Raw genomic sequence first — 13,540 nt, 5'->3', positions numbered from 1 at the left:
GCGCTTGCATCGCCCGCCTGTGGGACTGATTCTGCATTCGGATCGCGGCAGCCAGTATTGCAGCGCAGCCTACCAAGAAAGACTCCGCTCATACGGTCTGGTCTGCTCCATGAGCAAAAAAGGGGATTGTTACGACAACGCACCCATGGAAAGCTTCTGGGGCTTGTTGAAAAATGAGTTGGTCCATCGCAAAAGCTATCGCTCACAGGCTGAAGCCATTACGGATATAAGTGAGTATATTGAGGTTTTTTATAATCGACAAAGACGCCAGGCAGCACTTGGCTATCTCTCACCAGCGGCGTTTGTCAGAAGCAGGATGATGGAACCAAAACTGCCGATTGCCGCTTAATATGGCGTACGAAATTGACGACCTATCTCAATTCACCGGGGGTTTCCCCATATCAGATATCTCCGTCCCCCATATTAATTCCCGAACGAAAATTTTGACAAGTATGAGATTGTCGCTCATCGCTTATTGCGCGCTGCACAAAACAAGGCTAAGCCCAAAAGTAAAGAACACAAGCGATACCTTCGCCATCTTTAGCTGTTATCCGAAGCCACTGGTTTTAGGCGGTGAAGTACTCATTAAATTGGCTATAGAGATGTCCTTAAGGGATTTCAAAGAATTATAAAAAAGGAGCGATGAAATGCCAGGCTCAAGCCCTATGGTAGTTAAAATTATACGCGGAGCTCCCGGTGTTGGAAAATCGACAATAGCGCAAAAGGTTGCGTCGAAACTTTCTACCAATAAAGTGGCACATATCAGTGTAGACGCGCTACAACACTTTGATTGTCGCGCTGCGGCCAGTAAGGATAAATTAAAACTGGGGGTTTTCCACGCAGTTTTGGTAACGCGCAGTTTCATTTCTGAAGGATTTTCTGTCGTAGTTGATTATGTATTTGATGAAAATCTCGACTTTTTTATCGAAAAATTGTTTAAAAGCCATTCCCACGAGCTTGCCCCCTGTCGTGTTCAGGTTTTTTATTTGGATGCGTCCATTGAAGTACTCAAATCGCGTAACGCCTCTCGCCCTGATCCTATGCCGGAAGAAATATTGACGAAGTTGTATGATCGCATAAACAAAACTCGTGGAGTCCTTGGTTGTGAGGTCGTTTTGGATGCTGGTGCTAAGAACGCCTCACCTGGAAGCCTTGCAAAGACAATTGTATCTTGTGACAGTGGCGGCTGGACAGCTTGGGAGAGCGGTGATCAACCTTTTGCCTCCTAACTGTATAATCGCGCCCAGCTAGTGCTGTGTAACGCTTAAAGTTTCGCATACTGAACAATTAAAGAGGCCAGGGGAAATCCATTTCCCCTGGCGGGACTGGGCGGATGTCGGTCCATCTTTCATGGTGCCGAAAAAATAGATTTTTAAGCGTTACGCGGAGCCAGGACGGGATCGCGTTTACTTATACACGTCCGGAAAGCTAAAGAATCGCATGTTAATACGCTGTTCGGGCCTTTTGTCCCGACTGACATGCTTTATTTGCTTTTGATGTCAAGCCTTTTGTACTGACAAGCGCTTGAAATCACTGGGTAGCTTTTTTGTTTGCTACCCCAAGATAAAAAATGTCAAGCTGAGCAGAAAAAGAGCGATCAATATCCAAGACACTACGCTTACGAACCGGCTTGCCGGCGAAATTTATGCGAGGACAGCATTGATTGATTTGCATATACACTCTTTTTTTTCTGACGGATATTGTTCGCCGGAAATTTTTTTACAAAAAACACAACCGGGAGATATTTTATCTTTCACTGATCATAACACTCTTGCCGGTTTTTGGTCTGTAGCCAAATATGCACCAAATGGGATGTGTCTGCTACCGGGGGTCGAATTGCGCTTATTTGGGAAGCCGGACTTCTTATGGTATTTTCCAGAATATTTTTCTACAGGTGCGATTCCTGACTCTGCCCTGGACTTGTTGCATCTGATTGCCGCATCTGAATATCAATGTAACAAAAAACGCCTATCCAATAAATACAGCAGTATTATACTAGATAATGCGTGTGATCTTTATTGCCATATGTATGAATATCCGTGCGATAGACACTTTGACAATGAAGATTGGCTCAAATCTGACTATATTGCCACCTGCTTGTGGGAAAACAAAACCGTGCCCAAGAGGATGGAAATAGAAAAAAAATTTGCTAAGAACCGCAATGCGCTTCTAAGTTCAATACGCAGAGAAAACAGTGCTATTTATAAAAAATACAAGAAAAACTTCCAAAGTATTGGTGAGATATCCAATCTCGGAAGCAGTGAATTTTTAGAGTACTTTGAAGACAAAGGTGGTAGCTTGGTTTTGGCGCATCCGTTACGCGGATTCAGACGAGAGCAAAGCAGGGACAACATCAGCCCCACTTGGGAAAATTTCAGCCGATGGCTTGAGGAGTGGATCAGGGCGGGCTTGACCTGCGTCGAATGCTGTTTTGGCGACCAGAAAGAAATTGAATCCTTCCACGACCTTGATCATAAAATGCACAAGAATATTTGGAATATTCTCAAGGAAGAAGCAGAATGTAAAAGATTTTTTTTGACTCCCGGCTCGGATCTACACACTTTTTCTGAAGAAGAAACCTCAATGGGAGAATTCGATAGAGGACTACAACTTTCCACTAAAAACGCCACCGGCAAGTTTGATAATGCTGAAGATTGGTATCAAGGAATGCTTTATTTTAGTGGGCCTATTTTTTCATACCTGCCCAATTGGGTCAAGAATTTGCAAGGCAATGAAGATGTCCGCTTGTGATAAGAGTATCTCCATCGATTGGGGGCCTGTTTCCGAAGACTGGCAGAGACAGGTCGCAGCGTGTACTCATGTAGCGATCAAACCGGCAGAAAGGAACCTGTCAATAATCAAAATAGTCAAATGGACAAGGGCTATCTCCCTTGAATCCATTGAAAACATTGGGTGTCAAGAAACAGCCACCCGCAAAGCATACATTCTGTGGTGTGATAGTCGTGCTCCTGCAGAGGGAGCCAACAAACAAGAAAAATCTGCATTTTATCGTGCACAAGCAGAGCTTTTTTTAGATGCAACTCTTGTAAAAGGATACGCGGATGTTATTTTCCCCTGCGTGGGTGACAGACCATCTGATCTTGCGTTTTGTATTGATTCAATCTCTGAGCAGCTAGAATGTTCTGCAACTAAGCTCACTTGGCGTATGCGGGGCGCTTTTAGCGGTGACATCAAAGATACTTGTGCAGAATACGCGCTTATGCCTGGTAATATTTTGATTTTATCTGATTCGGGTACAGGCAAAGAGGGTGTGGCACGCCTTGTGCATAATTTGGAATTTGCCAAACAGCCTTTTGTAGGGGTTTGCCTTTCCACCATTACTGATGAGCTGTTTAGTTCTCAATTCTTTGGCATCGAAAAGGGTACCGCGACAGATGTTGGTCAAGCGGAGGGGTTTCTGGAACAAGCCAAAGGAGGAACTCTTTTTTTAGATGAAATCGCCGATATTACCCCACGAGCGCAGCAATCCCTGCTTCGTGTTCTATCCGAGCGTTCATATATCTCGCTGGGTGGACGAAAACGAAAGCATATTTCTTGCCGCATAATTAGCGCTACAAACCGGTATGATGATATCCGGAACCCCAAGATTTTTCGCCAAGATTTACGCATGCGACTGGAAGAAATACGTTTTGCAAGCAGCGATGTTGTCCAGTATGGCCCAATGCGAACCATCCCACAGGTTTCTCAGGAACTACCTTTTCTTTTTGCAGTAGAAATCGTCAACCTACTGCGCGAATGGTTGGGGCAGGACTGCCGCGTAAAGAGTATGGCACTTGCTGATGAGGCTATCATAGCGTTGATGTCTCCGGGGGTAAATTGGGACGGAAACTTTCGAGCCTTGCGGCGAATGGCTAGAAGTGCACTGCTCGAGGCAATTCGGGCTACTCAGCGTGTTGATTCCAACAATGTACTTACATCTATGCTAGAAACAAATACTCGTAAGGATATATTAAAGCAAATATTAAAAGAAAATGAGTTACAGGTAAAAAGTATTAAATCGACCTCCCAAAAAGATATTGCACGTCTGCCTGTTCCTTGGAGGAAGATAAGAGAAGTTTTATTGGACGCTGCCAGAAAAAACGAAAAAATTGACCTTCTAACAGAAAAGGGCATGCAAAGCATGCGTAAAGAACTATTGCTCACTTTGCGCAATGAATACCCCGAAAAATCTGCAAGTAAACTTGGGAAAATGCTGGGTATTCCGACTCGAATGGCCCAAAAAATACTACAGAGCGAAGACTGATAGCCAGCCGAACCAGTTTTTGCCATGTTTTCTCAAGTCATGTCCCCCCGGCAGAGCCGGGGGCTTGAAAGGCAGTGAACCGCTCAAAGCGGTTTGAATATGTGAGCCCCCAAGGGGGCGACCTACAACAAACGTAACTGGCCTACCCTTTGGTCTTCTTTTTCCTGATGCTTGATGTACTCACGCACAGAGTCTTCATCAAGCCCAACGGTTGAGACATAATAACCTCGTGTCCAGAAGTTTTCTCCCGTGAAATTTTTCCGCCTGCCGGAAAAATTGCGAGCGATATAAATGGCGCTCTTGCCTTTCATAAACCCTATTACGGAAGAAACGGACAACTTGGGAGGGATCGGATATGAGCATATGCACATGGTCTTCAAGCAAACTTTGTGAGTCCCCAGGCAAAGCCTGGGGCTTACCTATTTTTTGTTAAATAACCAGATCACGCCCGTTCGCTTCTCTAGCCTGGCCAGATGCCTATGGATTCATGATCGTTCCCCCAGTAATCTCCATACCAGTTCCTTAGACAGTGTCGTCACGAGCGCCTTTCCAGGTATCTCTGCGTCGAACTTCGCTTTTTATTCCGGTCGAGTACCATAAGAGTACACTCCCTGCATAAAAGGCTCGTTCTCCTTGATATACCAAGGAAATTCATCTCGTGACGACACTGTCTAAGAGCAACGTTTGTCAAAAACTGAAACCTTGCGAACCATATGACGCTGTGGTGTCATATAGTTCGTAGTTTTGTTCGAACTCATTAAAGATTAGGCACTACCCACGATGACTATTGGTCTAGCGTTCTAGTTTTTCCCTTTTAATTCTTGATAGATATCGATATTTAATTTCAAGCTCCCCCAAAGTTGAAAAAATGGCATGTTTTGTGCTTAGACTTGATAAGAAAAACGGACAAGGAGCAACTTTATGCAAGCAACCCAGCCTGCAAATGTTTCACCGCCGGAAGAAGCATCGGCAGTCACAGAATTTTATTTTCAGTGGCACATCACCAACAAATGTAATAAACGCTGCACCCATTGCTATCATGCAGACTATGACGCAGGCGCAGAGCTAGAGTTGCATCAGCTTTTCGATGCCGCATCGCGAATGGAACAAGCTGTTTCGGCTTGGGGACGCACCGGAGTTATGAGTCTTACCGGGGGGGAACCCTTCATGCGCCGCAAGGAGCTTTTCGCATTGATGGAACGCATGGAGAAAAATAAAATATTCAGCTATACTGACATATTAACTAATGGCTCCATGTTGACCAAAGATGATTGTCAAATTTTGGGAAGTACAACCTTTTTACGCCGGGTTCAGTTGTCACTCGAAGGATCATCGCCTGCCATTAATGATGCTATACGTGGGAAAGATTCCTTTCATTCAACCATACGTGCAATTGAAATGCTTAAGGCTCATAATGTTGAAGTTGCGGTGATGATGACGCTTTCAAGATTTAATGTGGCCGATGCACTACCACTTCTGGAAGTCTTGGCAGAACTTGAAGTGGACACATTTGCCTTTGAACGGTTTATCCCCGAGGGACAAGCGGAATCCCAAAAAGACCAGGTGCTGTCCCCCGAAGAGTTGAAAAATATTTTTTCCGCTATTCATGATTGGGGCTTTTCTCACGCTGTGCCGCGTGTGCTCATGTACCGCCCCTTGATGTGTCTGCTTGCCCCGGATTCGCCGTATGTTGGCGCCATGTGCTCCGTGGGGATCAACGCGCTTAGCATCTTGCCCGATGGGACTATCTTCCCATGTCGGCGTTTGCCAATGCCGCTGGGTAATATTTTGTCAGATTCTCTACATGATATTTGGATGCAGTCTCCAATGCTGTGGCAAGCGCGCACACCAAGTGCCATAAAAGGAAAGTGTGGTAGATGTAAATATTTACCTATTTGCCGTGGATGCAGAGCACAGGCTCTAGCCATGACAGGCGACTGGCTTGAAGAAGATCCGCAATGCTGGCTGGACACACGGGAGTGGCGATTGCCTGCCAACGTACAACTTGGTCACCCAGAAGGTACGGACATCTTTTTCGCTTATAATTCAGTTTCAGGGGAGCAGTTCGAACTTAATGAAACGGCATACGTCGCTTTACAAGCGATAAAGAGTGCCCCATCTTCGGTTAGCAATTTAGTTTATGAAATAGGTCGTAGTTTTGAGGCTGACACTGAAGAAATTGACAAGGATATTACGGAACTTTTCGGCATTTTCGCCGAAAAAGGTTTAGTGGAAAGCATCGAATAGGGCCGTCCGACCTGACCTGTTCAGGTGGCGACTGCTCATGTGGAGTCGCCCGGAACGGCAAGTGCCAAGGGTAGGTATGTCTCTACCTAGTGCTTGTTTAGGTTGGTAGTTGCCTCAAACTTTGCGCGTATCGTAAACCCAAACAAGGAGTGAACAATGAAAAAAGTTTACAAGAAACCCGAGGTAAAAGTAGTTAAAAACAACACGTTGGTGCTTAAGCAAATCGATCGGCATCCGGGTAAAATCGCATGTCGTCAGTGCTCAAGCTGCCATGGCTGTCGTTAACATCGGATTAGGCTCGGCCAAAACTGCCTGACTTTTTGGAGCCGGGAGATACCAGAGCCAAAAGATGGAGTAGTAAAATCATTGCGCTCGGAATTTTTTGAGAATGTATACGCCGGGCGCAATGATTTTATACGAGTGATACCATGAGTAGTCAAAAAAAAACAAACATTGTATTTGCCTCTACAAAAGAAATACTGAATCAAATAGTTTCTGATTTTATGCAGCGCGGGCTGCCAGTGCGCCGTCTGTCTCCCCTGGTCGCGTTGCTCATTTGGGGCAACGCCTGGGAGGGAGACTCCGAATTATGTAAAAACGTATGCAGTTATTTGTTGCAAAACCGCCGCCCTGACGGCGGATGGGTGGATTGTGAAGACACCGCCTGGAGCCTGTTTGTCCTTGATTACTTTTATCAACAGGCTTCATCCTGTTGTCTGGAAAAAACTCGCAACTGGTTGCTCGAAGAACGCTCTGGGCAAGGATGGGGCTATGCCCGCCGCGACAACCCCAACATTCCAATCAGCGCCCTGGTAAGAATTTGTTGCCCTCTGTTGGCAGACGATCCTTCCGCTACTTGGTTGCGCCGGACATGGGAGCAAGATTTACAGTCTAAATATCAGCTTTCTTACAAGGCCGCCTGGTTCCTTTTGGGGCGCGGTGACACCGAAGAAGATAGAACTCTTGCGTTAAGAACCCTCCGCCATCTTGAACAAGACCAGCGCAAAGACGGAGGCTGGGGGCCATGGCGCGAGCATTATGCTCCCACAGATTGTTTCGCCACTGGGATTATTCTTTCTGCCTTGGGGCGCGAGCCTCTGGCCGAGGGTTCCCAAGGGGAGGCAATGGCCACAAAGGCAATAAAATGGGCCCAAAAAATATGCAATGAAAGCGGGTTGTTTCCTACGCACTACATTGAATTAAACTCTGCCTGGATGCTAAATGGGCTACTTTCTTGCTCCTCACGCTGGCAACTATAACGCGAGAGTGTCAACTCGTAACGCAAAGAGAAGCTTATGCCCGCATTTGTTGGAAAAATAGGGAGTGTTCAATCTCCTGAAGCAGTGCGCCGTTTGGCATGTGCCCTGCCCAGAGGGAACGATTTCGACCCGTTGCTGGAGCTGCGTAGGACCGGGTGTCATATAATTAGTACATCGCTACCTGGTAATTTTTCTGCATTGGAAGAGGAACTGCCTTTTGTGTTGATCAATGGTGAGGTTGACGGTGCCTCCTGCTTTACCATTTCCAACTCGGATTTTGATATTTGGCCCGACAATGTTCCCTCTTCGGCAAAGAAGCTCTTTTCCGCAGTGGTAGTGGGTTCAGGTAACCGGCCACGTGTTCGTCTCTTGCGTGATCGTTTTGGCAGCAAGCCCTTGTATTTTGTTTTTTTTGAAAGTGATTTTTATTTTGCAACGGCGTTGCCGCCTCTGCTGGCAATATCGTCTTCACTGCGGCGTCCAGATGACGCTGTCTGCTCGTCTTTTGCTACCTTTGGGTGCAATGTGCTGGAAGGACGTAGCCCTTTTTCAGCAATTCACTCGGTGCCCGCCGGGGCTGTAATCGAAGTCGAAAGTGGTGGCAACATAATTAAAAAATATTCTCCCTATCGTCTTGCTGTGCCGGAATCAGGAAAAGGTCTTCGTTTAAATGATAAGGAATTAGACGAGGCCTTGCGGCCCCTTTTGTCCGATGCGGTGCTTCATCTCCGCACTGCTGACAAAAATATCCGGTCTGGCCTATTTTTTTCGGGTGGCTTAGATTCTACGATCCTATTAGCCCTGAATGGTATCAAAGATTCAAATTTTTTATTGCTCACCCAAGGAGCCTCGCCAAATGAGAAAAACGATGCGCGAATGACTGATGATTTCGCCATGGCTTTGGAGTTTGCCACCTCGCACGAACTATTTTTGCAGCAATGCCTCTTAACACCGGAACAATTGGAAAGGGACATTGTAGATTATATCTGGCACGCGGCCCTGCCCATGTATTCTGGTAGTTTTGACCTTTTAGGCGGAGTCGCCTTTCATAGCCTTTGCCGTCAGGCCTCTGCCATGGTTGATAGAATATATTGTGGAGAAGGTGCTGACGAGTTGTTTATGGGCTACAATCGTCATCATATTGATATAGAGGCGTTAAGGCTATCCCTGCTGAGTGACAAAAATAACCTTCACCCTGAACTACAAGAGTGGATGGATACCCAAGGAGTCTGCGATAGCCCACAACATACCGCCACCACGTTGCGCAGAATAATGCTGACATTCGGCTTGAGCGAATATCATTTTCCCAGTGTGGAGGCGTCAGCTGCGGCTTTTAACTTGAAAGTTCGAACACCATATATTCATGAACCCCTTTGGGACTTTGTTGTCGCACTGGATGACAGTATGTTTATCGATAGGCTGGCATCGCCTCCATGGACAAAACTACCCCTACGGCGGTTGCTGCGTAATCTTTTTCCGATTGATGACAAGAGTGTCGCCAAGATCAGTACAAGGCGCAAACGCGCCATGAGCGAAGCCGCAAATTTTGTTGTTTCTTCACTTGTGCATACGCACTGTGGAGCGTTGGCTGATTTGGACAACTTTGCGGATTTAATCAGAAAGGTTTATTATAAGATCCACATCAACCCTGGATTTTCATCTCGGCCAAACCTAAGTTTGAAGGAACTGTTGAGATGATTCGCGTCCTGCTCATTGGAAAATACCCTCCTCTGCAAGGAGGAATCGCGGCCAAAGCCTGGAGTTTAAGCAGGCGCATGGCCCAATATGATATTTTCTTTGATGTGGTTGGGATTGTTCCGCCGGAAAATTACAGCACCCCGCTTCCGCCGCCTGCAAGCGGCAAGACCATTTTTGTGCCTCTATGCGATAAAAATCTCCCGTGGACTGTGCCTGGTGGAGACATGCTTACAGAGCGGATCGTTTCAGCGGCCCTGGAATTGGCCCAACGGGAAAAATACGACCTGGTTGAGGTCAACTATTTGGCTCCATACGGCCTTGCGGCGGCTCTGGTTGCTGAAATACTTGGCCTACCTCTTTTGCTGCGCCATGCTGGAAGTGATATTGCAAAGTTATTGAACTATCCCTCGACAAAACTTGCCATGCACCAGTTATTGCACGCCGCCAAATGCATAGTCACTCATGTGGACAACCCACTCTTCACGTTTTTTCCAGATATTCCACTTTCCCGATTTCAAATCTACCCACGATACCAGGCTGATCCCGCTATTTTTTTTCCATCAGACAAGCCTGATGACGCACTCTCTCGGTTTTCTTTGTTATGCGTTGGCAAGTTCAATTACCACTGGAAATTACGGGGAATCGATCTGGCGGCACATGCACTTGAAAAACTACCTAATTGGCGTTTGATGTCCATAGGTAGTGGAAATGCTTTCCTGCAGGCTCGTCAAGAGTTGGAAAAAATTGGTTTGGGCCAGCGTCTGACTTTTTCCAATTTTATAGCCCCGCATAAAATGGGAGAATTGCTCCAGACAGTGGATGCTGTTTGGGGTTTTGTACGGCCTGGTGGCGTTGAAGATGTCAGCAATATCTGGTGGGAGGCCGCAGCGTCTGCTCGCCCCATATTGTCCAATGCCAGCTTGAGCTTGCCTTCGGAGTGTCAACGACTTCGTAATGTAGTTTACCAGATTAAGGATGAAGCAAGCTCTGTCGCTTCAGCATTAAATAAAATAGCAAACACGTTAAATAAAGGGCGAGCCGAAGCTTGGCGAACGACCGCAACCAACCTGGCTCAAGAGTACCAAGGCTATCTTGATACCCAGGCGTCTATCTATAGAAATTTGGTTAAACCATGAACAAAAATACCCCCCTCTCTTTTGCTTCTATCGACTGCCCAGCAGTGATGCTGGCAATACCTCCGTATAGATCGAATATCCACGCTTTATTCCCAGGCATCGCTTTTCTTTCTGGCTCGTTAAAAGCTGCCGGTTGCCGCGTTGCTGTGTTTGATGGGGATGTTGCTTCTTTTGTTGAAGAGGAAACAGGACTTGGCACCGAACAAATGTTGTCTGAGTTCATCCATCTTTTTTCCCCAACATTGGTAGGGGTATATGTGAATACCCCCAATTATAAAGCCAGTCTTCATTTGGCCCGAAAAATAAAAGAATTAACAGATACTCCGTTGGTGGCTGGCGGGCCTCATGCAAGCTTGGCAGGGCAAAGCATACTACATCATCATCTTGAATTTGATGCAGTTTTAGCAGGAGAGGCTGAACAGACGCTGCCAGAACTGGCTTGGGCGATTCAGGCCGGGGTAAAAATTCACGATATCGGACAATACCTGGAAAAGATTTTGCCCCCAGAAAAGCCCGGTACGGGACCGTCATCAACTGTGTTGTTTCGTCACAACGACGTTTTGTGTCGCAAGTCTTTTGCAGGCCCTTCGTTGGACAAAATTGCCTGCCCGGATCGCGATGCTTTGCTAAACCCTCCGTATGAACCCTTGGCTAGGTTGGCAAGAGTAGTGTATGGAAAAAATTTTTTCCATACTTTCCCGGCTTTTGAAGGACGCGATGTTATTACAACACATAGCTCGCGCGGATGTTTTGGCGATTGTTCTTTTTGCGCGCCGACAGCGCTGAACCGTGATGGGGTTCTTGGCTCACCCTGTCGCCGCCTGCGTCCCCCCGAAAAAATAGCTGAAGAATTGGAAGAGGCGCGCCGCCTTGGATTTACCGCTTGGTACTTTGACGAGCCAGCTTTTCCGCTTGCTGAGCCGGGAAAATGGGGAGAGGATGTGTGCTCCTTGTTGGAGAATATGAACGCACCTTGGGGTTGCGTGGCCAGATTTGATGAAGTTTTGGCAACTGATATGGAGGCTTGGGCCAAGGCAGGGCTTCGCTATCTGTACGTTGGGCTTGAGACGCCCAATAAGAAATTGCAGCATAAACTGGGGAAAGATGTCGACCCTTTTCTCGCTGCCTCTACCTCAGACTACCTGTACTCCTTGGGTATCCAGTGTGATTTCTCGGTCTTTTTTGGAATGCCCGGAGAAACGTCAGAGTCAATCGACTGGTCAATCAATTGGCTCAACGAGCATTTTCCGCGAGGGAATGTTTTTTTTTCCTTGGCAGCATTTTGGCCGGGCACCTCTTGGTCTTTTAACGCCGGGCTGAGGCCGGAATGTTGGGAACCCGAATGTTCCAGTATCACAACCCCACCATCGCATTTAGTTTGGTACCCTGAAGAAACGCCTTTTATTGATCGCTTTTTCTCCAACGGAACTGGAACATATCATCCTTCTCTATTGACCATTGAAAATGCTTTACGAATTCGTGAGAAAATCGAAGCGTCCGGGCTGCGAAGGCGTTTTTCTACCATCTCCAGACGCGCCAAAGTATGAGTTGTTATGAAAACAAGGCATCTTATACCGCAATCGCCAAACCAAAATACACGAATGCTGACTCCGTCGAACCCAGATGATGTCATGATTGATATTACTGGAGTTTGCAACTACCAATGCTCTTTCTGCTATCAACCCCACGAACAAAAGTTTCGCGGTCATGCCTCATTTTCACATTTGCTGGCCCTGATTGAAGCACTCAGGAGATGGGGCGTAAAAGAAGTTCTTTACTTGGGTGGTGAGCCGACCCTTTTTCCCTGGCTGGCAGAACTGCTGCGTTTCGGGCACGACTTCGGCTTGCGCCAGCGGATGATAACAAATGGAGGAGTCAGTTTAGACAAAACTGTTCTCCGGCAACTCCAGTATTGCGCTGTGGAGGTAGGCGTTTCTTTTCACGGAGGGCAGGCGTCAAAGCATGATGCGATAACCGGCGTACCAAAATCTTTCAATAAGGCAGTAAACACAGTAAGAACACTTGAAAGCTGTGGAATCTCGTGGTGGATTCAATATTCCCATATAAATAACGCAACAAATGGTTTGAATCTCCTGGTCGACTTCTTGGCGCAAAAAGGGCTTCGCCCTCCTTTTATTGATGTTAATCGTTTGGTGACTCGCGGCGATAATAAAAAAGCGACTGGAATGCCCACCGAAGAAGAATGGTGGCTTTTTCTATCCCAATTTCCTGACTGGGTTGACACTGGCCTGCCATTGCGCGTGGAAGCTCACCCTCATTGCTGGATTATTAAAAATGGATATGAAAACGGTTGGTCTCCAGAGCGAATAAAGAAGCTACTTGCATGTATCCGCCCCTGTTCGATGGGATTTACCCAATGGGCCTTTTCCCAAGACGGACAACCCAAATCATGCCCTCTTGTAGAAGCAGATGTTTTACAACCATACATGCCGCCAACGTTGTCTGCGTTGCAGCAGCGCTGGGAGAGCGATCCTTCACTTATGCGCCGTAGGAGTTTTATTTTTTTAAAAAATTCATGTTTGAGTAAAGAGTCCCTTTGGCATTGTCCGCTTTTTTATGATTGTTTAGGAGGATGCCGTTCCACAGGCAAAACTGATTGCACCCATGATCCACTAACATGTGGATATAATAACGAATTCTCTACATACTGACGCTGGGGACTTTGAACACCTAAAATTGACAAATAGTAATGACGTTGCATAACTCTTTATAACCATAAACTGAGATAGGTCGTCAATTTCGTACGCCATATTAAGCGGCAATCGGCAGTTTTGGTTCCATGGTAATCATCCCCTTTTTTGCTCATGGAGCAGACCAGACCGTATGAGCGGAGTCTTTCTTGGTAGGCTGCGCTGCAATACTGGCTGCCGCGATCCGAATGCAGAATCAGTCCCACAGGCGGGCGATGCAAGCGC

General features: G+C 46.6%; 10 protein-coding genes and 2 pseudogenes. 10 read left to right on the top strand and 2 right to left on the bottom strand.

Features of this window, described 5'->3' with window-relative positions:
• From V6C07_RS11455 to V6C07_RS11440, 4 genes are all read left to right on the top strand, one after another.
• Positions 1 to 349: IS3 family transposase (locus V6C07_RS11455; protein WP_333536613.1), on the top strand; the 349-nt coding region annotated here is incomplete at its 5' end.
• Between the two features lie 298 nt (positions 350 to 647).
• On the top strand, positions 648 to 1,229 hold the full coding sequence (locus tag V6C07_RS11450; RefSeq protein WP_333536611.1) for a zeta toxin family protein: 582 nt from the start codon (positions 648 to 650) through the stop codon (positions 1,227 to 1,229).
• A 295-nt stretch (positions 1,230 to 1,524) separates the two neighbouring features.
• Positions 1,525 to 2,751 (top strand): hypothetical protein, encoded by a 1,227-nt coding sequence (locus tag V6C07_RS11445; protein WP_333536610.1) that lies wholly within the window; start codon positions 1,525 to 1,527, stop codon positions 2,749 to 2,751.
• Entirely contained in the window at positions 2,645 to 4,264 is a 1,620-nt protein-coding gene (locus tag V6C07_RS11440) for a sigma 54-interacting transcriptional regulator (protein WP_333536609.1), read from the top strand. Before V6C07_RS11445 ends, V6C07_RS11440 begins: the two co-directional genes overlap by 107 nt.
• 122 nt (positions 4,265 to 4,386) lie before the next feature.
• Here the strand turns inward: V6C07_RS11440 and tnpA are convergent.
• A pseudogene (gene tnpA, locus V6C07_RS11435) lies at positions 4,387 to 4,648 on the bottom strand (IS200/IS605 family transposase); the annotation flags it as partial.
• Between the two features lie 537 nt (positions 4,649 to 5,185).
• Here tnpA and V6C07_RS11430 point away from each other — a divergent pair.
• The 6 genes from V6C07_RS11430 to V6C07_RS11405 all read left to right on the top strand — a co-directional run bounded on the left by V6C07_RS11430 (position 5,186) and on the right by V6C07_RS11405 (position 13,276).
• Positions 5,186 to 6,511 (top strand): PqqD family peptide modification chaperone, encoded by a 1,326-nt coding sequence (locus tag V6C07_RS11430; protein WP_333536608.1) that lies wholly within the window; start codon positions 5,186 to 5,188, stop codon positions 6,509 to 6,511.
• A gap of 428 nt (positions 6,512 to 6,939) precedes the next feature.
• Positions 6,940 to 7,770 (top strand): hypothetical protein, encoded by an 831-nt coding sequence (locus V6C07_RS11425; protein WP_333536607.1) that lies wholly within the window; start codon positions 6,940 to 6,942, stop codon positions 7,768 to 7,770.
• 36 nt (positions 7,771 to 7,806) lie between these two features.
• Positions 7,807 to 9,468: an asparagine synthase-related protein gene (locus V6C07_RS11420; protein WP_333536606.1), complete on the top strand. Its 1,662-nt coding sequence runs from the start codon at positions 7,807 to 7,809 to the stop codon at positions 9,466 to 9,468.
• Complete coding sequence (locus V6C07_RS11415) at positions 9,465 to 10,604, top strand: glycosyltransferase (RefSeq protein ID WP_333536605.1); 1,140 nt, start codon at positions 9,465 to 9,467, stop codon at positions 10,602 to 10,604. The genes V6C07_RS11420 and V6C07_RS11415 overlap by 4 nt, the downstream gene beginning before the upstream one ends.
• Positions 10,601 to 12,151 (top strand): B12-binding domain-containing radical SAM protein, encoded by a 1,551-nt coding sequence (locus tag V6C07_RS11410; protein ID WP_333536604.1) that lies wholly within the window; start codon positions 10,601 to 10,603, stop codon positions 12,149 to 12,151. Before V6C07_RS11415 ends, V6C07_RS11410 begins: the two co-directional genes overlap by 4 nt.
• Before the next feature lie 84 nt (positions 12,152 to 12,235).
• The gene (locus V6C07_RS11405; RefSeq protein ID WP_333536603.1) at positions 12,236 to 13,276 is read left to right on the top strand and encodes a radical SAM protein; all 1,041 of its coding nucleotides are present in this window, start codon (positions 12,236 to 12,238) and stop codon (positions 13,274 to 13,276) included.
• A 137-nt stretch (positions 13,277 to 13,413) separates the two neighbouring features.
• Here V6C07_RS11405 and V6C07_RS11400 read toward each other — a convergent pair.
• A pseudogene (locus tag V6C07_RS11400) lies at positions 13,414 to 13,540 on the bottom strand (DDE-type integrase/transposase/recombinase); the annotation flags it as partial.

It is taken from the genome of Desulfovibrio sp. 1214_IL3152, from assembly GCF_036763055.1.
Lineage (GTDB): Bacteria > Desulfobacterota > Desulfovibrionia > Desulfovibrionales > Desulfovibrionaceae > Desulfovibrio.
The sequence above is the reverse complement of the archived record's forward strand: the minus strand, read 5'-3'. Positions and strand labels throughout refer to the sequence as shown.

Bases quoted from the DNA above. Each gene is read 5' to 3' on its own strand.
- V6C07_RS11430 (WP_333536608.1), top strand. From the start codon at position 5,186: ATGCAAGCAACCCAGCCTGCAAATGTTTCACCGCCGGAAGAAGCATCG.
- V6C07_RS11420 (WP_333536606.1), top strand. From the start codon at position 7,807: ATGCCCGCATTTGTTGGAAAAATAGGGAGTGTTCAATCTCCTGAAGCA.
- V6C07_RS11410 (WP_333536604.1), top strand. From the start codon at position 10,601: ATGAACAAAAATACCCCCCTCTCTTTTGCTTCTATCGACTGCCCAGCA.
- V6C07_RS11450 (WP_333536611.1), top strand. From the start codon at position 648: ATGCCAGGCTCAAGCCCTATGGTAGTTAAAATTATACGCGGAGCTCCC.
- V6C07_RS11415 (WP_333536605.1), top strand. From the start codon at position 9,465: ATGATTCGCGTCCTGCTCATTGGAAAATACCCTCCTCTGCAAGGAGGA.
- V6C07_RS11405 (WP_333536603.1), top strand. From the start codon at position 12,236: ATGATTGATATTACTGGAGTTTGCAACTACCAATGCTCTTTCTGCTAT.
- V6C07_RS11425 (WP_333536607.1), top strand. From the start codon at position 6,940: ATGAGTAGTCAAAAAAAAACAAACATTGTATTTGCCTCTACAAAAGAA.
- V6C07_RS11440 (WP_333536609.1), top strand. From the start codon at position 2,645: ATGCTGAAGATTGGTATCAAGGAATGCTTTATTTTAGTGGGCCTATTT.